This is a genomic window from Tatumella saanichensis (genome assembly GCF_000439375.1).
GTDB lineage: Bacteria > Pseudomonadota > Gammaproteobacteria > Enterobacterales > Enterobacteriaceae > Tatumella > Tatumella saanichensis.
The window spans coordinates 55,173-78,902 of record NZ_ATMI01000006.1; the positions used below are offsets into that span (position 1 = coordinate 55,173).

19 protein-coding genes are annotated in these 23,730 nt (G+C 52.7%); 11 read left to right on the forward strand and 8 right to left on the reverse strand.

Annotated features, from left to right (window positions below):
- Positions 1 to 81 precede the first annotated feature (81 nt).
- Together DW47_RS0104140 and priA are read right to left on the reverse strand one after the other, a co-directional pair.
- Complete coding sequence (locus DW47_RS0104140) at positions 82 to 1,116, reverse strand: substrate-binding domain-containing protein (protein ID WP_029685088.1); 1,035 nt, start codon at positions 1,114 to 1,116, stop codon at positions 82 to 84.
- Positions 1,117 to 1,265: 149 nt separating this feature from the next.
- Positions 1,266 to 3,461: a primosomal protein N' gene (gene priA, locus DW47_RS0104145; protein ID WP_029685090.1), complete on the reverse strand. Its 2,196-nt coding sequence runs from the start codon at positions 3,459 to 3,461 to the stop codon at positions 1,266 to 1,268.
- Positions 3,462 to 3,691: 230 nt separating this feature from the next.
- Here priA and rpmE point away from each other — a divergent pair, with 230 nt between their 5' ends.
- Positions 3,692 to 3,904 carry a 50S ribosomal protein L31 gene (rpmE, locus tag DW47_RS16850; RefSeq protein WP_071846606.1) on the forward strand — a complete coding sequence of 71 codons (213 nt, stop codon included), beginning with the start codon at positions 3,692 to 3,694 and terminating at the stop codon, positions 3,902 to 3,904.
- Positions 3,905 to 4,005: 101 nt separating this feature from the next.
- Here the strand turns inward: rpmE and metJ are convergent, their stop codons facing one another.
- Positions 4,006 to 4,323, reverse strand: coding sequence for a met regulon transcriptional regulator MetJ (gene metJ, locus DW47_RS0104150; RefSeq protein ID WP_029685091.1), 318 nt, complete (start codon positions 4,321 to 4,323; stop codon positions 4,006 to 4,008).
- 262 nt (positions 4,324 to 4,585) lie between these two features.
- Here metJ and metB point away from each other — a divergent pair, with 262 nt between their 5' ends.
- A complete protein-coding gene (gene metB, locus DW47_RS0104155) occupies positions 4,586 to 5,749 on the forward strand; it encodes a cystathionine gamma-synthase (RefSeq protein ID WP_029685093.1) in 1,164 nt (387 codons plus the stop codon).
- Positions 5,750 to 5,751: 2 nt separating this feature from the next.
- Positions 5,752 to 8,187 carry a bifunctional aspartate kinase/homoserine dehydrogenase II gene (locus tag DW47_RS0104160; protein ID WP_029685094.1) on the forward strand — a complete coding sequence of 812 codons (2,436 nt, stop codon included), beginning with the start codon at positions 5,752 to 5,754 and terminating at the stop codon, positions 8,185 to 8,187.
- An 86-nt stretch (positions 8,188 to 8,273) separates the two neighbouring features.
- Here DW47_RS0104160 and ppc read toward each other — a convergent pair whose 3' ends face one another.
- Both ppc and argE read right to left on the reverse strand, forming a co-directional pair.
- On the reverse strand, positions 8,274 to 10,925 hold the full coding sequence (gene ppc / locus DW47_RS0104165) for a phosphoenolpyruvate carboxylase (protein WP_029685095.1): 2,652 nt from the start codon (positions 10,923 to 10,925) through the stop codon (positions 8,274 to 8,276).
- Between the two features lie 216 nt (positions 10,926 to 11,141).
- The gene (argE, locus tag DW47_RS0104170; RefSeq protein WP_029685097.1) at positions 11,142 to 12,290 is read right to left on the reverse strand and encodes an acetylornithine deacetylase; all 1,149 of its coding nucleotides are present in this window, start codon (positions 12,288 to 12,290) and stop codon (positions 11,142 to 11,144) included.
- A 168-nt stretch (positions 12,291 to 12,458) separates the two neighbouring features.
- Between argE and argC the strand changes: the two genes are divergently transcribed.
- From argC to argH, 4 genes are all read left to right on the forward strand, one after another.
- Entirely contained in the window at positions 12,459 to 13,463 is a 1,005-nt protein-coding gene (gene argC, locus DW47_RS0104175; RefSeq protein ID WP_029685098.1) for an N-acetyl-gamma-glutamyl-phosphate reductase, read from the forward strand.
- Positions 13,464 to 13,477: 14 nt separating this feature from the next.
- Positions 13,478 to 14,254, forward strand: coding sequence for an acetylglutamate kinase (gene argB, locus DW47_RS0104180; protein ID WP_029685099.1), 777 nt, complete (start codon positions 13,478 to 13,480; stop codon positions 14,252 to 14,254).
- A gap of 28 nt (positions 14,255 to 14,282) precedes the next feature.
- Positions 14,283 to 15,494: an argininosuccinate synthase gene (locus tag DW47_RS0104185; RefSeq protein ID WP_029685100.1), complete on the forward strand. Its 1,212-nt coding sequence runs from the start codon at positions 14,283 to 14,285 to the stop codon at positions 15,492 to 15,494.
- A 90-nt stretch (positions 15,495 to 15,584) separates the two neighbouring features.
- Positions 15,585 to 16,958 carry an argininosuccinate lyase gene (argH, locus tag DW47_RS0104190; RefSeq protein ID WP_029685101.1) on the forward strand — a complete coding sequence of 458 codons (1,374 nt, stop codon included), beginning with the start codon at positions 15,585 to 15,587 and terminating at the stop codon, positions 16,956 to 16,958.
- Positions 16,959 to 17,029: 71 nt separating this feature from the next.
- Here argH and DW47_RS0104195 read toward each other — a convergent pair whose 3' ends face one another.
- Positions 17,030 to 17,764: a glutathione peroxidase gene (locus DW47_RS0104195; protein ID WP_029685102.1), complete on the reverse strand. Its 735-nt coding sequence runs from the start codon at positions 17,762 to 17,764 to the stop codon at positions 17,030 to 17,032.
- Between the two features lie 147 nt (positions 17,765 to 17,911).
- On the opposite strand from DW47_RS0104195, the gene oxyR reads away from it, so the two are divergent.
- Positions 17,912 to 18,817 carry a DNA-binding transcriptional regulator OxyR gene (gene oxyR / locus DW47_RS0104200; RefSeq protein WP_029685103.1) on the forward strand — a complete coding sequence of 302 codons (906 nt, stop codon included), beginning with the start codon at positions 17,912 to 17,914 and terminating at the stop codon, positions 18,815 to 18,817.
- Here the strand turns inward: oxyR and sthA are convergent.
- Positions 18,809 to 20,209, reverse strand: coding sequence for a Si-specific NAD(P)(+) transhydrogenase (gene sthA, locus DW47_RS0104205; RefSeq protein ID WP_029685104.1), 1,401 nt, complete (start codon positions 20,207 to 20,209; stop codon positions 18,809 to 18,811). The genes oxyR and sthA overlap by 9 nt on opposite strands.
- Positions 20,210 to 20,403: 194 nt before the next feature.
- Here sthA and fabR point away from each other — a divergent pair, with 194 nt between their 5' ends.
- A complete protein-coding gene (fabR, locus tag DW47_RS0104210) occupies positions 20,404 to 21,048 on the forward strand; it encodes an HTH-type transcriptional repressor FabR (protein ID WP_029685106.1) in 645 nt (214 codons plus the stop codon).
- 16 nt (positions 21,049 to 21,064) lie between these two features.
- Entirely contained in the window at positions 21,065 to 21,412 is a 348-nt protein-coding gene (locus DW47_RS0104215) for a YijD family membrane protein (RefSeq protein ID WP_029685107.1), read from the forward strand.
- Between the two features lie 69 nt (positions 21,413 to 21,481).
- On the opposite strand, the gene trmA is transcribed toward DW47_RS0104215, so the two are convergent.
- On the reverse strand, positions 21,482 to 22,588 hold the full coding sequence (gene trmA, locus DW47_RS0104220; RefSeq protein WP_029685108.1) for a tRNA (uridine(54)-C5)-methyltransferase TrmA: 1,107 nt from the start codon (positions 22,586 to 22,588) through the stop codon (positions 21,482 to 21,484).
- A gap of 205 nt (positions 22,589 to 22,793) precedes the next feature.
- Between trmA and murI the strand changes: the two genes are divergently transcribed.
- Positions 22,794 to 23,618, forward strand: coding sequence for a glutamate racemase (murI, locus tag DW47_RS0104225; protein ID WP_029685110.1), 825 nt, complete (start codon positions 22,794 to 22,796; stop codon positions 23,616 to 23,618).
- Positions 23,619 to 23,730 lie beyond the last annotated feature (112 nt).

Below are 23,730 nucleotides of genomic sequence, written 5' to 3' on the forward strand. Positions count from 1 at the left end.
TCTATTTTACTCAAGGGGACGAACTTTGACCAGTAAACTCTGCGCCGTAAGAGTGTCATCCGGGGAATTCAGATAATCCTTTTAGTCTGTAGCGTTTTGCGCACGGGTAGAGTGGCGCAGTGTCAGGTGAGCTTCCAGAAGACATGAACCGGAGGAACGCGTTTTGCCCTCAATAAGATCGATTAACAGTGAGGCTGCCTTACTGCCAATCAGAGATCTCGGTTGTGTCACGGTAGTCAGTGGCGGGTGACTGTAGCGGGCCGCGTCAATATCATCAAAGCCAATGACCTGTAGCTGGTCAGGTATTGCGATACCTCTGAGGGCCGCCTGATGGAGCACTCCGAGTGCCATCTGGTCATTGTGACAGAAGATGGCTTGCGGTGGTTGGGGTAATGCCATCAAAGTGGTCAGCGCTTGCTGACCGGCAGCAAAAGAGAAATCACCGCGTAGCAGATACTGAGGGGACACTGGAATATCACGGCGACGTAAGGCTTCGATATATCCTTGCCGGCGGTAGCGACAATGAGACATATTCTCCGGACCGGTCAGGCAGGCAATTTTTTGCAGTCCGTTATCCAGTAACCAACTTACGGCATTAAACGCGGCCGTCAGATTATCGATATGGACAGCAGGCAGTCCGGGATCGGCCGAAAACTCATTTGCCAGTACCAGAGGCGGGCGTTGATCGGGATACGGCCACTCTGACAAGGTCGGCAGCTGTGAGCCTAACAGTAATATTCCGTCAAACTGGCGAGTCAGCAGCTTTGATGGAAGGTCGGCTTCCTGAATATTCTGATGAGTACAATCCATAATCAGCGTCAGATAACCGGCCGAGGCCGCGGTTTGCTCAATCCCGCGGATCATTTCTGGAAAGAAAGGGTCACAGATATCCGGCACTAGGACCAGCAGTATCCGGGTTCTGGCTCTGCCAGCATAGCGTTGATGCAGGCCAGGCGGATAACCCAGTTCAGTAATCGCCGAGTTGATCCTTTGTAACGCAGCGGGAGAGACTTTTTCCGGTGAGGAGAATGCCCGAGAGACCGTAGCGGTAGAGACACCGGCCTGTGCAGCGATATCTTTTAGCGTGGCACGTGAAGACAATGGCGTATAAGACAAAGTTCAGGCTCCCAGGAAAACACCCTGACACAGGGTAGTGTTAGTTACCTATTGTTAGCAGAATAATGACCCTTTGCGTAAGCAGAATACGCATTTGACCGCTAGCACGTAAACAATTCACGACCTAGGCCGCAAACCAGATCACGGGATCAGCTTTCTGTCGGGTCTGTGTCGAGGGTCCACTTCACTTTCTTCAGGGCCGGTAGGGTAGAGATCAAGGATATAGAGTGTTGCAGCAATTGCTGTAACTGTTTACGGGACGGATGCTGTACTAGTAGTTGCCAGCGCCAGCGACCATTGCGTTTGGCCTGTAGAGCCGGGACCGGCCCCATGATCCAGCATTGCTCATTACGCAGCGGACTGGCCTCCAGCAGATTGCGCAGTTGCAACAGGCCGTTTTCGGCCTGATCACTGTGGGTATCCTCGGCACGAAATAGAACGTGGCTGGTGAAGGGTGGCAGACTGAGCTGGCTGCGTTCCCGGAGCGCCTGCGTGGCAAAGGTAAAATAGCCGTTGTACAACAGGGTATGTAGCAGTGGATGTTCCGGATGGTGGGTCTGTAAGACCACTTCGCCTTGTTTACCGGCGCGACCAGCGCGTCCGGCGACCTGAGTATAAAGCTGGGCAAAACGTTCTGCCGCGCGGAAATCGGCGGAAAACAGAGCGCTGTCTACATCCAGCAGAGCCACCAGCGTAACATCGGGGAAATGATGCCCTTTTGCCAGCATCTGGGTCCCTGCCAAGATACGGGCGCCACCTTGGTGCACTTCATCAAGGTGCTGTTCTAAGCTGCCCTTCCGGCTGGTGGTATCTCGATCAATACGGGTGACAGGGACCGAGGGGAACAGGGTTTTCAGCTGTTCTTCCAGCTGTTCGGTGCCCACGCCTACCGGGACCAGGTGTGTCGATCCACAGCTGGGGCACTGATACGGGATCGGCCGCTGGCTGTCGCAATGGTGGCAGCGTAATTGCCGCTGCTGTTGATGCAGGGTGTAATAGCGTTCGCAGCGCTGACACTCAGCCAGCCACCCGCAGTCATGGCAGATGAGGGCTGGGGAGTAGCCGCGGCGATTGAGAAACAGCAGGACTTGGTTATCCGCCTGTAGGTGCTGGCGCATCTTGTTGATCAGGGCTGGAGACAATCCCGATTGCAGGCGAACCCCCTTGAGGTCGACCAACTGCTGCTGGGCGGTCCGTGCATTCCCGGCCCGCTGTGTCAGCGTCAGTTGCCGGTATTTACCGGTGGTCACATTGTGTAGGCTCTCTAACGCCGGAGTCGCCGAGCCCATGACAATCGGGACATTTTCCAGATGCGCACGGAATACGGCTAAGTCTCGGGCATGGTAGCGCCAGCCTTCCTGTTGTTTGTAAGAGCTGTCATGTTCTTCATCGATAATGATCACCCCGGGACGTGCCAGTGGAGTAAACAGGGCAGAACGGGTTCCGATGACTATCGCCGACTCGCCACGAGACGCGCGCAACCACACATTCAGACGCTCGCTATCATTCAATGCGGAGTGCAGCACATCTACTGGTGCTTGGAATCGTTCGCGGAAGCGGGCAATGGTCTGTGGTGTCAGGGCTATTTCCGGTACCAACACCAGTGCTTGCTTACCTTCAGCCAGAATATTTTCCAGCACGCTGAGGTAAACCTCGGTTTTTCCAGAGCCGGTGATCCCCGCCAATAACCAAGCGGCATACTGATTATCCAAACTGCGGATCGCGCCGACGGCAGTCGCCTGCTCAGTATTAAGGCGTAACCGTTCGCCTTTAACCTGGAAGTCAGGACGCCAGTCTGTGAGTTCTGCCGGACGTTCGGTCAGTTCACACAACCCTTTTTTGCGTAATGCCTGTAATATGGCATCGGTAAGGGCATGTTCTGCCAGTTGATGACGCCCAACCGGTCCGTTGCGTAACAGCGTCAGGGCCTGTTGTTGCTTGACTGCACGCTTTAGGCTGTCAGGGGAAGTCGCTCGTCCAGATTCGGTCAGTGTCCATTGCCAAATGGGCGGGGGAGAGGCTTCTCGACCTTGGCGGAGTAACACCGGCAGCGCATGAAATAGCACTTCTCCCTGTGGATAATGATAGTAACTAGCGGACCAATTCAGCAGTTGCCACAGGGAGGGGGGGAATAACGACTGATCATCGATGACCTCATCGAGGGTTTTGAGCTGATCAGCGGACAAATCACTACTGTCAGTCACAGTATGCACAATCCCCGTCATTTTCCGGTGACCAAAGGTGACTCTGACCCGGGCGCCGGGGACGGCGGAGGTACCCGGCAACGGCAGATAATCAAATAACCGTGGCAGCGGGACGGGCAGGGCAACCTTGAGGACAGGCATTCTGACACTCCGTGATATCAGTGGGTGAACAGGCTAGTGTACACGCTCAGTGCTGTCCCGTGTATGGGATTTATTTGCAAAGCTGTGGGGATAGTCTGTATAATATAGCGCCTCTGGTGCTGTAGCCGGCGAACAGAGAGCTAAATAAAACATTCTTTTTTAACCGCGTGTGGTGCTGTGCAGGTTCGCCTGGCACGGAGAGCGACACGGCCTTCTACTGAGGTTCTCCCATGAAAAAAGGTATTCACCCGCAATATAACGCTGTTACCATCACTTGTTCTTGCGGTAACGTTATCCACACTCATTCAACTGTGGATCATGACGTAAGCTTGGACGTATGTGGTAAATGCCACCCGTTCTATACTGGTAAGCAGCGTGTTGTTGACACCGGTGGTCGTGTTGAGCGTTTCAACAAGCGTTTCAGCATTCCTGGTTCAAAATAAGTTTTCCGCAGACGAGTCTTCGGACACGGATGTAAAAAAACCCGGCGCTGCCGGGTTTTTTTTTTACTTTTTTTTACGCCAAATCGCGCCAGCGATAGGGGTCAGTACTCCCATTTATCCGGATCAATACCCATTTCGCGCATAATCTCTTTTGCAACTTCCGGGATCTCATCACCGCGTTCTTTACGTAAATCGTTGTCATCCGGCAGGGGTTGACCGGTAAAGGCATGCAAAAATGCTTCACACAACAGCTCGCTGTTGGTGGCATGTCGTAGGTTGTTGACCTGACGACGGGTCCGCTCATCGGTTAAAATCTTTAACACTTTCAGAGGGATAGAGACGGTAATTTTTTTTACCTGCTCACTTTTTTTGCCATGCTCAGCGTAAGGGCTGATATATTCGGCATTCCATTCAGCCATGGGGTACCTTAATCGATAAAAAGTTAACTTGCCTGGATCCAGCTAATTATGCCAGATATCTACGTTATTGTGTGTCTCTGTCCGGAAAGCTCTCCGTAAAGGTGACAATTGTGGCGAAATCTGACAGACCAGACTAATTTTAGCCTTTCCTGACCTTTTGCTCAATCTACACGCACTCCCATTTGGATGTCTAGATGTATTGACGTCTAATTTAGCAATGGTATCCTGTGACAACATTTCCTCTTCCGGTTTAAAAGACGCCATGACAACACATAAGCAAGCGACCATCGCTGTACGCAGCGGATTAAATGATGATGAGCAGTATGGGTGTGTAGTGCCGCCGATCCACCTGTCGACCACCTATAACTTTACTGACTTTAATCAGCCCAGACCTCATGACTATTCCCGTAAGGGTAATCCGTCTCGCGATGTCGTTCAGAATGCGTTGGCCCAACTGGAAGGGGGGGCCGGTGCCGTGATGACCAACACCGGCATGTCAGCCATTCTGCTGACCACGACGGTATTTCTGAAACCTGGTGATTTGCTGGTGGCGCCTCATGATTGCTATGGCGGCAGCTATCGTCTGTTAGAAAGCTTCCACAAACGTGGTGCGTTCCGGGTGAAATTTGTCGATCAGGGCGATGCACAGGCTCTGGCTGAGGTGATGGCTGAAGGGCCAAAAATGGTGCTAATTGAAACGCCGAGCAACCCATTATTACGGGTGGTGGATATCGAAGCCATCTGCCGTGCTGCCCGGGCAGCCGGTGCAGTGTCAGTCGTGGATAACACCTTCTTAAGCCCAGTACTGCAAAGTCCGCTATCGCTGGGGGCGGATGTGGTGCTGCACTCCTGTACCAAATACCTAAATGGTCATTCTGATGTGGTAGCCGGTACGGTGATTGCTAAAGACCCGGCACTGGCAACCGAGTTGGCATGGTGGGCGAATAATATCGGTGTGACCGGTTCTGCGTTTGACAGCTACCTGTTGTTACGTGGACTGCGTACCCTCGGACCGCGTATGGCGGCAGCACAGAGAAACTCGCTGGCGATTGTTGAGGCGCTGAAAAAGCAGCCGCTGGTGAAAAAATTGTATCACCCGTCACTGCCAGACAATGCTGGCCATGAGATTGCCAAACGCCAGCAAAAGGGCTTCGGGGCAATGCTCAGTTTTGAACTGGATGGGGATGAGCAAACGGTGCGCACTTTCCTGAAAGCGCTGAAACTGTTTACCTTGGCGGAATCTCTGGGTGGGGTCGAAAGCTTAATCTCCCATACTGCCACCATGACCCACGCGGGTATGTCTCCAGAAGCCAGAGCAGCCGCCGGAATTTCTGATACATTATTACGGGTATCGGTCGGTATTGAAGACCATGAAGATTTAGTCGCCGATCTGGAAAATGCCTTCCGGGTGGCCGCCAGGGGGTAATAATGACAATTTCATCAGACTGCACAGCGTCCGGAAACAGACAACTGCATAAATTCGGGGGCAGCAGCCTGGCGGATGCCAAATGTTATCAGCGTGTCGCGGATATCATGGCTCAGCACAGCGAACCCGGCGATCTAATGGTGGTATCTGCCGCTGGCAGCACCACTAACCAACTGATTAACTGGTTGAAACTCAGTCAAAGCGATCGTCTGTCGGCCTATCAGGTTCAGCAGAATCTGCGCCGTTTCCAAAGCGGTCTTATCAGCACATTACTGCCTGCTCCTCAGGCAGACGTGATGACACAAGACTTTATCCGCGACCTAGAACGTATTGCCGGGCTGCTGGACACGCCGGTGACTGATGCGGTGTACGCCGAAGTGGTTGGCCACGGGGAAATTTGGTCTGCGAGGCTGATGGCGGCCCTGCTTGCACAACGTGATATCCCGGCAAGCTGGCTGGATGCGCGAGATTTCCTGCGGGCAGAACGTTCAGCACAACCGGAAGTAAAAGAGAGTATCTCTCGTGAGTTGTTAGCGCAGTCCTTGGTAGAGCACGGTACTCAACGGGTGGTGATCACCGGATTTATCTGCCGTAATGAAGCTGGTGAAACAGTGTTATTAGGACGTAACGGTTCTGACTACTCCGCGACCCAAATTGGCGCATTAGCGGCTGTGAAGAAAGTCACTATCTGGAGTGATGTGGCCGGTGTTTACAGTGCTGATCCACGTAGAGTCAGTGATGCATGCTTATTGCCTCTATTGCGGCTGGATGAAGCCAGTGAATTGGCACGCTTGGCTGCGCCAGTACTGCATACCCGTACACTGCAGCCGGTCTCTGGCAGTGATATTGAGCTGGAGCTGCGTTGTAGCTATCAGCCGGAGCAGGGCTCGACGCGCATTGAACGTGTGTTGGCGTCTGGTACCGGTGCCAGGATCGTTACCAGTCATGATGATGTCTGTCTCATCGAGATCGAAGTGCCGACTCAGCAGGACTTCCCTGTTCTTAAAAAAGAGATTGAACAGCAGTTGGCACGCCAACAACTGCGGCCGCTGGCTAGCGGTGTCCATCCGGACCGTCATCTGCTGCAACTTTGTTATACCGCGGAAGTGGTGGACAGCGCACTGGCCTTATTACAAAGCAGCGGCTTGCCCGTGTCGGTACGGCTACGTAACGGTCTGGCACTCGTAGCAATGGTCGGCGCTGGGGTTACCCGTAATCCGCTGCATGCGCACCGTTTCTGGCAGCAGATAAAAGATCAGCCGGTCGAATTTGTCTGGCAGTCAGAGCAGCATATCAGTCTGGTGGCGGTGCTGCGTTCCGGTCCGACAGAACGTGTGATCCAGGGGCTGCATCAATCTCTGTTCCGTGCCGAGAAACGTATCGGACTGGTGCTGCTAGGTAAAGGGAACATTGGTTCACGCTGGCTGGAGCTGTTTGCGCGTGAGCAGGAAAATCTTTCTGATCGCAGTGGCTTTGAATTTGTGCTAGCGGGTATCGCCGATAGCCGTAAAAGTCTGCTCAGCTATGAAGGCCTGGATGCCAGTGAAGCCCTTGCCCGTTTCGATGAACAGTCGCAGCCACGGGATGAGGAATCACTGTTCCTATGGATGCGTGATCACCCGTTTGATGATCTGGTGGTACTGGATGTGACCGCGGACAGCAGTATTGCCGGTCAGTATCTGGACTTTGCTAGCTATGGCTTCCATGTGATCAGTGCCAATAAAGTGGCCGGTTCGTCAGGCAGTGCTCACTGGCGGCAGTTAAGAGATGCGTTTACTCGTACCGGACGCCATTGGCTGTATAACGCGACCGTCGGTGCCGGTTTACCGATCAACTATGCGGTGCGGGATCTGCGGGATACCGGCGATTCGATTCTGTCGATCAGCGGGATCTTCTCTGGCACTCTTTCGTGGTTGTTCCTGCAATACGATGGCACGGTGCCTTTTACCGATCTGGTGGATCAGGCCTGGCAGCAGGGATTAACCGAGCCAGACCCGAGGGTCGACCTCTCGGGACTGGATGTGATGCGCAAGCTAGTGATCCTGGCCCGTGAGGCCGGCTATGATATTGAACCTCACCAAGTGCGGGTGGAGTCACTGGTACCGGAGCACTGCGAGGATGAGTCGGTCGATCACTTCTTTGAGAATGCCGACGAGCTGAATGAGCAGATGCTGCAACGTTACGAAGCGGCTACCGAAGCCGGGCGGGTACTGCGTTATGTGGCACGTTTTGATGCCCACGGCAAGGCCAGTGTGGGTGTGGAAGCGGTCAGACCAGAGCATCCGTTGGCAGCGTTGCTGCCGTGCGATAATGTGTTTGCTATCGAAAGCCGTTGGTACCGAGATAATCCGATGATTATCCGTGGCCCGGGGGCTGGACGTGATGTGACGGCGGGAGCGATTCAGTCGGATCTCAACCGGCTAGCGCAGTTACTATAACGGTCATGTTGTAGGCGGTTTTCCTGAGGGATGCTTCGGGACAAAAAACAGGGCACCTTGGTGCCCTGTTTTGCTGTCTGCTGGGGTTAGCCGGTATTGCGCATTCCGGCTGCGATACCGGCAATGGTCACCATCAGCGCCTGTTCCACTTCCGGCGTTGACGGATGACCGGAAGCCTCCTGGACCCGCAGGCGGTGCAACAATTCTGCCTGCAGAACGTTTAGTGGGTCGGTATAGACATTGCGCAGGGCGATAGACTCGGCGATCCACGGCTGGTCAGCCATCAGGTGGGCGTCATTAGAAATAGCCAGCACAGTGTCAATATCTGCTGCCAGCTGAGATCGCAGTTGTTTACCCAGTTTCCATAGAGCCGGCTCTACCAGACGCTGGTCATAGTATTCCGCGAGCCACAGGTCAGCTTTGGCAAACACCATTTCCAGCATACCGATACGGGTTGAGAAGAACGGCCAGTCGCGGCACATGGCTTCCAGTTGTTGCTGTTGTCCCGCCTCAACGGTTTTTTGTAAGGCCGCCCCGGCCCCTAGCCAAGCCGGTAACATTAGCCGATTTTGGGTCCAAGCGAAAATCCACGGAATGGCGCGCAAGGATTCGACACCGCCGGTCGGACGGCGTTTCGCCGGACGGGAGCCGAGCGGCAGTTTCCCCAGTTCCTGCTCAGGAGTGGCGGAACGGAAATAAGGAACAAAATCGTTATGCTCGCGGACAAATCCACGGTACATGTTGCAAGAGTCTTGCGAAAGCTGCGCCATGATCTGCTGCCATTCGGGTTTTGGCTCCGGTGGCGGTAACAGGTTTGCCTCAAGGATCGCGCCGGTATACAGGGACAGGCTGGCGATGGTCACCTCTGGCAGGCCGAACTTAAAGCGGATCATCTCACCCTGTTCGGTGACCCGCAGACCGCCTTTGAGACTACCCGGAGGCTGGGAAAGTAGGGCGGCATGGGCCGGTGCACCGCCACGACCGATGGAGCCGCCACGACCGTGAAATAGCGTCAAGGCAATGCCGGCGTTCTCGCAGGTTTTGATCAGCGCATCCTGGGCCTGATATTGTGCCCAGCTGGCTGCCATCACCCCTGCGTCTTTCGCAGAATCAGAATAGCCAATCATCACCATCTGCTTACCGCCGATAAAGTTGCGATACCAGTCGATATTCAACAGTCTGGACATGACATCATTGGCGTTATTCAGGTCATCCAAGGTTTCAAACAACGGTGCCACCGGCATCGCGTAGTCGATACCGGCTTCTTTCAGTAGCAGGTGGACGGCTAACACATCCGACGGCGTTTTAGCCATCGAGATCACGTAAGCGGCGATCGACCCCTGCGGCACTTCGGCGACTACGCGGCAGGTTTCCAGTACTTCGCGGGTCTCTTCTCCCGGTGTCCACTGTTTCGGTAACAGTGGACGTTTCGAATTGAGTTCACGGATCAGAAAGGCTTGTTTATCGGCCTCTGACCAGCTGCCGTAATCACCGAGTCCCAGATATTGGGTGATTTCGGTTAGGGCATCGGTATGACGAGTACTTTCTTGGCGTACATCAATACGCACCAGCGGGACACCAAAACACTTCACGCGGCGTAAGGTATCCAGCAACTGGCCGCGGGCAATAATGCCCATGCCACACTGTTGCAAAGAGCAGTAAATCGCATACAGCGGATCCCACAGCTGGTGGTTGGCGGTCAGCAGGTCCGCCGGGCGTGCCGGTTTTTCCCCTTTCAAACGTTGTTCCAGGTAGTTCTGGGTCGCCGTAAGCTTGCTACGCAGACGTTTCAGGATTTCACGGTACGGTTCCAGCGCCTGCGGATCGCCACAGAGCTCACGGATCTCCTCGGTACAGGCGGACATCGACAGTTCAGATATCAGTACCGCGATATCGTTGAGGAACAAATCAGTAGCTTTCCAACGACTCAGTTGGATCACACGTCGGGTGACCGGCGCGGTGACATTTGGGTTACCGTCACGGTCTCCTCCCATCCATGAGGTAAACTTCACGGGGACAAAGTCCACCGGCAGGGTGATCCCAAAGGTCTCTTCCGCCTGCTGACTAAGCTCACGTAAAAAAGCCGGCACTCCTTCCCATAGACTGTTTTCCACGACCGAGAAGCCCCATTTGGCCTCATCCACCGGGGTGGGGCGAATTTTACGGATCTCATCGGTATGCCAAGCTTGGGCCACTAACTGACGCAGTCGTCGCATAATCGCGTTACGTTCGTGATCGGTCAGATCACTGTGGTCGAGTTGCTTCAAACAGCTGTTCACTTCAACCAGTTTATGGATCAGAGTACGGCGGGTAATTTCGGTGGGGTGTGCGGTCAGGACCAGTTCAATGGACAGGGATTCGATCGCGCTGAGGATATCGGCCTGGGTCAGATTTTTATGTTGTTTTAACCGTTCAAATTCCTGTTTGAGCAGTTCTGGGTTGTTTGCGCCCTGCGCTTGGTAGGAGATGGTCTGATACTGTTCGGCCACATTGGTCAGGTTAAGAAACTGACTGAAGGCTCTGGCGACCGGCAATAACTCTTCATTAGACAGGTTTTGCAGGGTAGAAAGCAGTTCCTGGCGGTCAGCGTCACTGCCGGCACGGGAGGATTTGGAAAGCTTACGTATGGTTTCAACACGTCCGAGAATATGTTCTCCGGCGGCTTCTTTAATGGTGTCCCCCAGTAATGTGCCGAGCATACTGACATTACTGCGCATTGCGGAATATTGTTCGTTCATATGACCCTGAAACCCTCTTCAATTAATCGTTGAATGTGTTACCAGTCCGGCATAACGCTGTTGATTATCTAGCCATGTAACCGTGGGTTCGTCAAATGACTTCAGGGGAAAGAAAAGGGTAACTTATTGAATTAAATAAAAATCGGCAGGAGGTTTATCTAATAAGTTATTCTTATGAAAAGAAAAACCGGGCAGCAAGGCTGCCCGGTATAGGCGTTAATGACAGAAATGTTTTACCACACGTTCCAGCAGGTCACGGGTCGGATTAATAAAGGCAGTATCCAGATATTCATCTGGCTGGTGGGCCTGTTCAATTGAACCCGGTCCTAGCACCAGTGTTGGGCATAGCTCCTGAATAAACGGAGCTTCGGTGCAGTAGTTAACGATCTCGGTATCAGTGCCCAACAGTTTTTCAATCACCTGCACCAGCGCATGGTGGCGCGGGCATTCGTAGCCCGGGATCGGTGGGTGCAGGTCACTGACCGTCAGACGTCCCGGCCAACGCTCGGTGACAGGAGCCAGCGACTCCAGTAGCAGCCCGTGCAAATCATTCAGTGCCAGCCCCGGCAGTGGACGGATATCCATGTGCAGTTCGCAGCAGGCACAGATACGGTTTGGGGCATCGCCACCATTAATCGAGCCAAAATTCATGGTCGGGTAGGGAATGACAAAGCCATCATGGTGATAACGTTCTTTCAGGGTGTCACGCAATCCGCTCAGCTGGGTAATTGCATCGTGCATTAATTCAATGGCATTCACGCCGCGGCCTGGATCGCTCGAGTGGCCGGACTGGCCCTGAATGCGAATCGCTTTAGATAAGTGGCCTTTGTGGGCACGTACTGGCTTTAGCGAGGTGGGCTCACCAATAATTGCACAGTCGGGACGTAAATGCGTGGTTCGGGCAAAATAGCTAGCCCCGGCCATGGTGGTCTCTTCGTCGGCAGTTGCCAAGATGTAGAGGGGTTTCTGCAGCTTGCTGATATCGACATCGCGCAATGTGTCGAGAATAAAAGCAAAGAAACCTTTCATGTCGGCAGTGCCCAGACCGTACAGCTTATTATCGCGTTCGGTCAGGGTAAAAGGGTCCTGTGTCCAGCGGCCATCATCGAACGGGACGGTATCGGTATGTCCGGCCAGCATCAGCCCGCCACTGCCCTGACCAGCCCGTGCTAGCAGGTTAAATTTATGGCGGGTATCCGGTACCGGCTGCACCTCTGTCTCAAATCCCAAGTCGCGGAACCAGCCCGCCAGCAGAGTGATCAGTGCCTCGTTACTCTGATCGAGTGCGCTTTCTGTGGCACTGATCGACGGGGTCGCGATTAACTGACGATAAAGCTCGATAAAAGGCGGTAATTTTGTCTTCACTGTTGACGGTCCTTGCGTTAGGATGTATCAATATTCATGCAATAATTATGAATAAAAATACATTATAGCCTTGAGAATGTGAACGGCTTTCTCACTTGAGGCAACCCGGGGAGCGGGGCATAACCCTGTCCTGAAACATAGACTTTACGAAATAAGGTACACAGCCTGATGTTGAAGACGCTGATTGTTGGTGCCAGTGGTTATGCTGGTGTTGAGCTGGTTACTTACCTGGATCGCCATCCACACATAAACATAACCGGAATTGCGGTATCAGCGCAAAGCCCGGATGCCGGTAAATTGTTGTCAGATATTCATCCGCAGCTGAAAGGACGGGTCGATCTGCGTCTTGAGCCGCTGAATGATGTCGCGGCGCTGGCTAAAGAGGCCGATGTGGTGTTCCTGGCAACGGCTCACGAAGTTAGCCATGACTTGGCACCGCAATTTTTAGAGCACGGTTGTGTGGTGTTAGACCTGTCCGGAGCCTGGCGCGTGAATAACGGTGAGTTCTATACCCGTTATTACGGCTTCACTCATCAGTTCCCTGAGCTGCTGTCGCAGGCAGTGTATGGCATGGCCGAGTGGCAGGGTGAGGCGATCAAGCAGGCTAATCTGATTGCGGTACCGGGCTGCTACCCGACAGCCGCCCAGTTAGCGATTAAACCGCTGCTGGATGCTGGACTGCTAAATACTGACCAGTGGCCAGTGATCAACGCCACCAGTGGCGTCAGTGGCTCCGGCCGTAAGGCCTCCCTGAGTACCAGTTTCTGTGAAGTCAGCTTACAGCCTTATGGCCTGTTTACGCATCGCCATCAGCCGGAAATTGTGGCACACCTTGGTACCCCGGTGGTGTTTACGCCGCAGTTGGGCAGTTTCCCACGCGGGATCATCGCCACGACCACTTGTCGTCTGAAGGCGGAAGTCTCGGCAGAGCAAGTCTCACAGGCGTTCCATGCGGCCTATGACGACAAACCGCTGGTCCGTTTATACGATAAAGGGATCCCTGCGCTGAAAGGTGTGGTCGGTCTGCCGTACTGTGATATCGGCTTTGCGGTTGACGGGGAACACTTGGTGGTGGTCAGTGCAGAAGATAATCTGCTGAAAGGGGCCTCCTCCCACGCTATTCAGTGTCTGAATCTGCGTTTCGGTTTCCCTGAAACCCTCTCTCTGGTGTAAGGCGGGTGACAGTGATGACTACTCCATTAATTATTAAGCTGGGCGGCGTGCTACTGGACAGCGAAGAAGCGCTGGGGCGTCTATTTGAAGCGCTAGTGACTTACCGTCAGACGCATCAGCGTCCGCTGATTATCGTCCATGGCGGCGGCTGTCTGGTGGATGAGTTGATGAAAAAGCTCGACTTACCGGTCAGTAAGAAAAACGGATTACGGGTCACTCCGGCGGATCAGATCGATATTATTACCGGCGCACTGGCCGGTACGGCCAACAAGACCTTACTCGCCTGGGCGCGGAAATATGACATCAATGCGGTCGGACTTTCGCTGGGTGATGGTGGTATTGTGAACGTGGCGCAGTTCGATCCTGAACTGGGGCACGTAGGACAGGCCAGCCCGGGAAATCCAGCGTTGATAAAAACATTGTCAGAGAGCGGATATTTACCGATTATCAGTTCCATCGGGATCACCGATGACGGACTGTTGATGAACGTTAATGCTGACCAGGCGGCAACAGCGCTGGCAGCGACGCTGGGCGCTTCTCTGGTACTGCTGTCTGATGTCAGCGGTATTCTGGATGGGCAGCGTCAGCGGATCGAAGAAATGACCACCGAAAAAGCAGAACAGTTAATTGCTCAGGGCGTGATCACGGATGGCATGATTGTCAAAGTGCGGGCGGCACTCGATGCGGCGAAAACGCTGAACCGGCCGGTAGACATTGCCAGCTGGCGTAATGCGGAGCAGCTCCCTGATTTATTTAACGGCGTGCCGATTGGTACCCGGATTCTGGCTTAACGACAAAGACTGATTCAAGGATTAAACGATGCAAACTCAAGAGATTAAAAAAATCGTTCTGGCGTACTCCGGCGGACTGGATACCTCGGCGATCATTCCATGGTTGAAAGAAAACTATGGCTGCGAAGTTGTCGCGTTCGTGGCAAACGTCGGTCAGGACCCGGAAGATCTGGTCGGTGTTGAAGGTAAAGCGTTACAGTCAGGAGCCTCTGAGTGCCACGTGGTTGACCTGCGTGAAGAATTTATCAGTGATTATGTGTATCCGGTGCTGCAGACCGGTGCTCTGTACGAAGGCACTTACCTGCTGGGAACCTCTATGGCGCGTCCTATTATCGCCAAAGCGCAGGTTGAGCTGGCGCTGAAAGTGGGCGCAGATGCACTGTGTCACGGGGCTACCGGTAAAGGTAACGACCAGGTGCGTTTCGAAAGCACTTACACCGCGTTGGCGCCACAGCTGAAAGTGGTTGCTCCTTGGCGTGAATGGGACCTGCGTTCTCGTGAAGCCCTGCTGGATTACCTGAAAGAACGTAATATCCCAACCACCGCAAGCTTAGAAAAAATTTACAGCCGTGATGAGAATGCTTGGCATATCTCTACCGAAGGCGGCGTGCTGGAAAGTACGTGGAATGCCTCTAACAAAGACTGCTGGGTCTGGACAACCGATCCACTGGAAGCCCCAGATCAACCTGAACAGGTTTCTGTGAAAGTGGAAAAAGGTCAGGTCGTGGCCGTCAACGGTGAAGCGCTGTCCCCGTTCAAATGCTTGGAAAAACTCAACGTACTGGGTGCAAAACACGGTGTGGGTCGTATCGATATCGTCGAAAACCGTCTGGTGGGCATGAAATCTCGTGGCTGCTATGAAACCCCAGGCGGCACCATCATGGTGAACGCGCTGCGTGCGGTCGAACAGCTGGTACTGGATCGTGACAGCTTCAAATGGCGTGAGCAGTTAGGCCTGGAAATGTCATACGTGGTGTATGACGGTCGCTGGTTCACCCCGCTGCGTAAAGCGCTGCAGGCGTCGTCAGAATCTCTGGCGGAAGATGTGAACGGCGAAGTGGTACTGCAGCTGTACAAAGGTCAGGTCACGGCTATCCAGAAGAAGTCTGACAACAGCCTGTACTCTGAAGAATTCGCCACCTTCGGCGAAGACGAAGTGTATGACCACAGCCACGCGGGCGGCTTTATCCGTCTGTACTCCCTGTCTTCTCGTATCCGTGCGCTGAAAGAACAGAAGTAATTCCGCAAGGTTTACAGAGGTAAACCTCGGCAGGGAGAGCGGTAAGCTCTCCCTGCCTGTTCAGAATAACCCGTTTTATGGAGCATCATTATGGCACTGTGGGGTGGTCGTTTTACTCAGGCAGCAGACCAGCGTTTTAAACAATTTAACGACTCTCTGCGTTTCGATTATCGATTAGCAGAGCAGGACATCATCGGTTCCGTTGCGTGGTCAAAAGCGCTGGTTACTGTGGGTGTGATGACTCAGGAAGAGCAGCAACAGCTGGAGCAGGCACTGCAGAGCTTATTGAGTGACGTCCGCGAAAACCCAGAGCAAATCCTGCAAAGTGATGCCGAAGATATTCATAGCTGGGTCGAAGGCAAACTGATTGAGAAAGTCGGTGCGTTAGGTAAAAAACTGCATACCGGCCGTAGCCGTAATGACCAAGTGGCAACTGACCTGAAACTGTGGTGTAAACAACAGATCAGCGAGCTGCTGGCAGCAACCCGTCAGCTGCAACAGGCGCTGGTGGCCACTGCTGAACAGAACCAAGATGCGGTGATGCCCGGTTATACGCATCTGCAACGGGCACAACCGGTGACCTTCGCGCACTGGTGTCTGGCCTATACCGAAATGCTGGCCCGTGACGAAAGTCGTTTACAGGACGCACTGAAGCGTCTGGATGTGAGTCCATTGGGCTGCGGCGCATTGGCCGGTACCGCCTATGACATTGATCGTCAGCAACTGGCTGGCTGGCTGGGCTTTGCCTCCGCCACCCGCAACAGTTTAGATTCGGTCTCTGACCGTGACCATGTGCTGGAGTTGTTGTCCGATGCTTCTATCGGCATGGTTCACCTATCACGTTTTGCTGAAGACTTGATCTTCTTCAACTCCGGTGAAGCCGGTTTTGTCGAGCTGTCCGATAAAGTGACGTCTGGCTCTTCTTTGATGCCACAGAAGAAAAACCCCGATGCACTGGAACTGATCCGTGGTAAATGTGGGCGTGTACAGGGTGCCCTGACCGGGATGATGATGACCCTGAAAGGTCTGCCGCTGGCTTACAACAAAGATATGCAGGAAGACAAAGAAGGGTTGTTCGACGCGCTCGACACTTGGTTGGATTGTCTGCATATGGCCGGACTGGTACTGGAAGGCATTCAGGTAAAACGTCCACGCTGTCAGGAAGCCGCTGAACAGGGCTATGCCAACTCCACCGAGTTAGCTGATTATCTGGTCGCCAAAGGCGTGCCGTTCCGTGAAGCCCACCATATTGTTGGTGAAGCGGTAGTGGCTGCTATCAGCAAGGGTATCGCACTGGAAGCCCTATCATTGGACGAGCTGAAAACCTTCAGTTCAGTGATCGCAGATGACGTGTATCCGATCCTGGCATTACAATCCTGTTTAGATAAACGTAATGCGCAGGGCGGCGTTGCCCCAGCACAGGTTGCATTTGCCATTAGTGAAGCGAAAAAACGTCTCACCTGATCCTCGGCAGATAAAGAAACAGCGGACCTTGGTCCGCTGTTTTTGTTTAGGGGCAGAGTAGTTCCCGGCAATCAGCCGCGGTGAAAATACTGCTCTAGGTCATCACTGCCGCCGATGTGGCGTCCACCGATAAACACCTGAGGTACTGTCGCCCGTCCGCTGACTGCACGCAGGCTGACGGTGGTGGCGTCCTGGCCTAGCACAATTTCTTCATACTGCAGTCCGCGCTCTTGCAGCATCTGCTTGGCTTTCGCACAGAACGGACAACCCGGTTTGGTGAACAGGGAAACTGATTCCTGCAGCTTCACTTCCGGTGCCAAGTACTTCAGCAGGGTATCTGCATCGGAGACTTCAAACGGGTCGCCTGGCTTGTTCGGTTCGACAAACATTTTCTCAACCACGCCGTCACGGACCAGCATAGAATAACGCCAAGAGCGAGCACCGAAGCCGAGGTCATCTTTCTCAACCAGCATTCCCATTCCTTTGGTGAACTCACCATTGCCGTCTGGGATAAAGGTAATATTTTCTGCATGCTGGTCAGCTTTCCAAGCATTCATCACAAAGGTATCGTTTACCGATACACACAGGATGTCGTCGACACCGTGCTGTGAAAAGACGCCGTGTAGCTCATTATAGCGCGGCAGATGGCTGGATGAGCAGGTCGGGGTAAAGGCACCCGGCAGTGAAAAGACAATCACGGTTTTGTTTTTAAACAGGTCATCGGTGGTGACATCGACCCATTGATCGCCCTGACGGGTATGAAAAGTGACTTGCGGTACGGAACGACCTTCGTAGTTATCTGACATAGTGTCTCCTGTCATGAGTACGCATAAATAATAAGTTACGGCATCTTGCCGTCGATGGAGTAATTATTACCGGCTTTTGTTGATAGGGCCAATCGTTGATTGCTATTCTATCTATCGCCATGAGCTATCATGGGTCGGAGGAAATTAATGAATATTCGTGACCTTGAGTACCTGGTTTCACTGGCAGAACATCGCCATTTTCGTCGGGCAGCGGATGCCTGCCATGTCAGTCAGCCTACCCTGAGCGGACAGATCCGCAAGCTGGAAGATGAGCTAGGGGTGATGCTGCTGGAACGTACCAGCCGTAAAGTGCTGTTCACCCAAGCCGGTCTGCTATTGGTTGATCAGGCGAGAACTGTGTTGCGTGAAGTAAAAGTCCTGAAAGAGATGGCCAGCCAGCAGGGTGAGGCGATGTCAGGACCGCTGCATATTGGGCTTATCCCAACGGTCGGCCCTTATCTGCTGCCGCACATTGTTCCGATGCTACATCAGACTTTCCCGAAGTTGGAAATGTATCTGCATGAAGCCCAGACCCAGCAGTTACTGGCACAGTTGGACAGCGGTCAACTGGACTGCGCTATCATGGCCCTGGTGAAAGAGACGGAGGCCTTTATTGAAGTGCCACTTTTCGATGAGCCGCTAAAGCTGGCCGTCTACTCTGACCACCCGTGGCACCAGCGTGAGCGGGTACCGATGTCTGAGCTGGCGGGTGAGAAGCTGCTGATGCTGCAGGATGGGCATTGTTTACGTGATCAGGCGATGGGGTTCTGTTTTTCTGCTGGGGCAGATGAGGATACCCATTTCCGTGCGACCAGTCTGGAAACGCTACGCAACATGGTGGCTGCCGGCAGCGGCATCACCCTGATGCCGTCTCTGGCGGTGCCAAATGAACGTGAGCGCGACGGTGTTTGTTATATTCCTTGTGACAAGCCGGTCCCCCAGCGCACCATTGCACTGATTTACCGGCCCGGATCTCCGTTACGCAGCCGTTACGAGCAGTTGGCTGAGACCATCAGTGCACATATCTACACCTCTGGGCTGATTTCAAAATAACCGGTTCAGTCCGTTCAGCGCCGCTACGCGGTAGGCCTCGGCCATTGTCGGATAGTTAAAGGTGGTATTGACGAAGTACTCTAGGGTATTTCCGCCATTTTTCTGCTCCATAATGGCCTGGCCGATATGAATAATCTCTGCCGCCCGTTCGCCGAAACAATGGATACCGAGGATCTCTTTGGTTTCACGGTGGAACAGAATTTTTAGGCTACCGATATTCATGCCGACAATCTGTGCTCGAGCCAAATGTTTAAACTGCGCCCGTCCCACTTCGTAAGGGATTTTCATGGCGGTTAACTGTTGCTCGGTTTTACCGACGGAGCTGATTTCCGGGATAGTATAGATACCGGTGGGGATGTCTTCTATCAGCGGTGCGCTGGCTTCTCCTTTGATCATCGCATGCGCTGCGATCCGACCTTGGTCATAGGCGGCAGAGGCTAGGCTCGGGTAACCAATCACATCGCCTACCGCATAAATATGCGGCTGTGCGGTCTGATACATGTTGTTGACCTTGATCTGCCCGCGGCTGTCAGCGTCTAGTCCAGCATTTTCCAGTGACAGTGCGTCAGTATTACCTGCACGGCCATTAGCATATAGCAGGCAGTCGGCTTTCATCCGCTTTCCAGATTTCAGCTGGACAATTACTCCGTTGTCAGTGGCTTCGACGCTCTCAAACTCTTCGTTATGGCGGATCACGACACCACTGTTCCAAAAATGGTAGGAGAGAGAGTCTGACATCTCTTGATCAAGAAAGGCCAGCAACCGGTCACGAGTATTGATCAGGTCAACCTTAACGCCCATCCCGCGGAAGATAGAGGCATACTCACAGCCGATCACACCGGCACCGTAAATAATCACATGTGAGGGTTCATGGTGCAGACCGAGGATAGAATCGGAGTCGTAAATTCGTGGATGAGTGAAATCGACTGTTTCAGGGTGATATGGACGGGAGCCACAGGCGATCACAAATTTCTCAGCGGTCAAGCGCTCACGGGTGCCGTCATGCAGCACAATCTCCAAGGTATGTTCATCAACGAAATGCGCATCGCCTTGGAATATTTCACAGTGGTTACGCTCATAAAACCCCTGACGCATATTTGTTTGTTGTTGAATAACATTTTCAGTGTGTTTCAAGATGTCTGCAAACGAGGATCGCAGTAAGCGGGAGTGATCACTGTAGAGTGGATTTTGATTAAACTCGATTATCCGACTGACAGCATGACGCAGTGCTTTGGACGGAATGGTTCCCCAGTGCGTACATCCGCCGCCAATATTGTGATAACGCTCGATAACGGCAATCCGGGCGCCTTGTTTGACCAGTCCCATTGCTGCCCCTTCACCACCGGGGCCTGAACCGATAACAATGGCATCATAATCATAAGATTTTTCCATACCCATACGTCCTGTGTTTTTGAAACGTTATTGCAACTCAAATATAACACTAGGGTAAAGTTATCTGAATACAGATCGTGTTATTTGTTATGTCAGATCATGTGCGGCCAGTTAACAGCCATTCACAAAGTTTGGCGGCTGTACGCTGATATTTTTGTTATAGTGCGAAAATGAAGTGTTAAAAGGCAGAGATGATGGGCGTCAGAGCACAGCAAAAAGAACGTACAAGGCGTACGCTTATCGAAGCAGCGTTCAGTCAGTTAAGTGCAGAACGCAGCTTTGCCAGTTTGAGCCTGCGCGAAGTCGCCCGTGAAGCAGGTATTGCTCCGACGTCTTTTTACCGACATTTCAAAGATGTTGATGAGCTTGGCCTGACTATGGTGGATGAAAGTGGACTGATGCTGCGGCAGCTGATGCGCCAGGCGAGGCAACGTATCGCCAAAGGCGGTAGCATTATCAAAACCTCCGTTTCAACCTTTATGGAGTTTATCGGTAATAACCCCAATGCCTTTCGGCTGCTATTGCGAGAGCGTTCAGGTACCTCGGCGGCGTTCCGTGCTGCAGTGGCCAGAGAAATTCAGCACTTTATTGCTGAGCTGGCCGATTATCTTGAATTAGAAAATCATATGCCGCGCAGTTTTACTGAAGCCCAAGCAGAGGCTATGGTAACCATCGTCTTCAGTGCTGGAGCAGAAGCGGTGGATGTCGACCTTGAACAACGTCGTAAATTGGAAGACCGGCTGGTATTGCAGCTACGAATGATCTCGAAAGGTGCTTACTACTGGTATCGTCGTGAGCAGGAGCGTCTGGCATTAGCCACAGATAAATCAGAAGAGTAAACAGACAGGTAATCATATGAATGAGCAACATTCCCGTGATAAAGGGACACTAGTACTGACCTTTATTACCGGTTTATCACTCCATGGGACCTTTTCAGCCCTTTTCAGTAGCTATGTTCCTTTTTCCTTTTTTCCGCTGATATCCCTAGCGATGGCGGTATGGTATCTGCACAAACGTTACTTGAACCGCAGCATGCCGGAAGGGATGTTTTCGCTGGCGACGGGGTTCTTTTTGCTGGGTATTTTTCTCTATAGCGCCATAATCCGTGCCCAGTATCCGCAAATTGGTTCTAACTTTCTGCCGACTTTGATTATGGTCTGTTTGGTGTTCTGGATGTTCAGTCGTTTCCGCCGGAAACGTTAAACCGATATTTTCTATTTAAGCGAAAACGGCAGAGAGAGATCTCTGCCGTTTTTGTATCGTGTTACGAGATTACGCTGACTTACGCCGTAACAGCACACCGCATTCCATATGGTGGGTATAGGGGAACTGATCAAACAATGCCAGTCTTTCTACCTGATGCGTTTCGCTGAGAGTCTCTAGGTTTTCGCACAGGGTCTGTGGATTACAGGAGATATAGAGGATAGCTGGATAGGCCTGTACCATCTTCAGGGTATCTGGGTCGAGGCCACTGCGTGGCGGGTCGACAAAAATGGTTTCACAGTCGTAGCTTTTTAGATCAATCCCTTCCAGACGGTTAAACTCACGTACCCCATTCATGGCTTGGGTAAATTCTTCCGCAGACATGCGCACAACTTGGACGTTATCAATTTTATTAACGTCGATATTATACTTGGCAGACTCAACCGATGGCTTAGCGATTTCTGTAGCCAGCACACGGCGGAAATTACGGGCCAGCGCCAGAGAGAAATTACCGTTACCGCAGTACAGTTCCAGCAGGTCTCCGGCCGCGTTGCGGGTTACGTCCAACGCCCACTCCAGCATACTCACATTAATGGCGGCATTAGGTTGGGTAAAACTGTTCTCTACTTGGCGGTAGATAATCTCTTTGCCGTCGACCGTCAGCACTTCATCAATATGGTCCTGGTCAAGACAGATCTTGGTCTTAGTGGCACGACCAATAAAATGCACGCGGATCCCCTGAGCACGGAAATGATCGCGAAGTTGTGCCATCTCTGCTTGCCAGACATCATCGATTTTACGGTGATAGAGCAGTGAGATAATGATGTGATCACTGCAGGTCGACAGGTAGTCGATCTGGAACAATTTATGACGCAGCACTTTATTGTCGCGCAATGCGTTAATCATCCGTGGCATCATTTCATTGATCAACAGGCTGGCAGCCGGGAAGCTGTCAACCCGGATACGCTGGCGGGTTTGCTGATCAAAAATAATATGGTAGAGATCATCTTCCTGATGCCAGATACGGAATTCCGCTCGCATCCGGTAATGATTTACCGGCGAACGGAAAACCTGTGCGTCAGGGGCATGAAAGGGCGCCATCATGGTTGTAATACGAGAGACCTTCTCGGCCAGTTGCTCATCATAGAGTTCTACAGGAAGATGTTCGGGAGTCATGAGTTGTCCTGATTAAGAGTCAGTAGCCGGCGATTGTAGGGATTCCATCGCTGATGTCCAGTCTGGATCCCTGAGCATAACACCCTCTGTTGGGCTGTGGTTGATCAGCACAACGGCATAAGAAGGTCCGTGACGGCTATCAGTATCGGCAGCAGGGATCGTGGTAGAATAGCCGTTCTGTTGGCTGATAATGTTGAGACAGTGTATGGCAAGTGAAAGAGAACAAAGACAGACAGCGCGTCCGGTGGTACTGGTTTTTGATTCCGGTGTCGGCGGGTTATCCGTCTATGATGAGATTCGGTTACTGTTACCGGATGCCCAATACCTTTATGTGTTCGATAATGAGGGCTTTCCTTACGGCGAGAAGTCCGAGACGTTTATTATCGAGCGCATTACTGCCATCACTGAGGCAATCACGCGATTGTCACCCATCTCTATTGCTGTCGTGGCCTGTAACACGGCCAGCACTGTCTCTTTACCTGCCTTACGTGAACACTTTGACTTTCCGGTGGTTGGCGTTGTACCCGCAATCAAACCCGCTGCGCGTCTGACGCGTAATGGGGTGGTTGGTGTGCTGGCGACACGCGGTACCGTAAAGCGCAGCTATACCCGTCAGCTGGTCCAACAGTTTGCTACCGAATGCCGAATTGAAATGCTGGGTTCCGCGGAACTGGTATTACAAGCAGAGAAGAAGTTACAGGGAGAACCGGTTGAGCTTGCAGAGATTGCTACCATCGTGGCGCCGTGGACAACCCAGGCTGAGCCGCCAGATACGGTGGTGCTCGGCTGTACGCATTTCCCTTTACTTAAAGAAGAACTGCAAGCCGTGCTGCCGGAAGGGACACGCTTGGTGGATTCCGGAGCCGCGATCGCTAGACGGACGCTATGGTTATTGCAGCATGAGTCGCCAGAGATAAGTTCATCTTTACCTTCACGGGCCTATTGCACAGAAAAAACGGCGAAAACCGAACATTTATTGCCCGTTTTACAGCGTTATGGCTTTGTATCGCTTGAAAAACTACCACTTTAACAGCGAAACGGATAAAAAAGCGCCATTCAGAAATTAATTTCAAATAAACCCTTGTCAGAAAAAATTAACTCCCTATAATGCGCTCCCACTGACACGGCAAAGCGCGATGCGC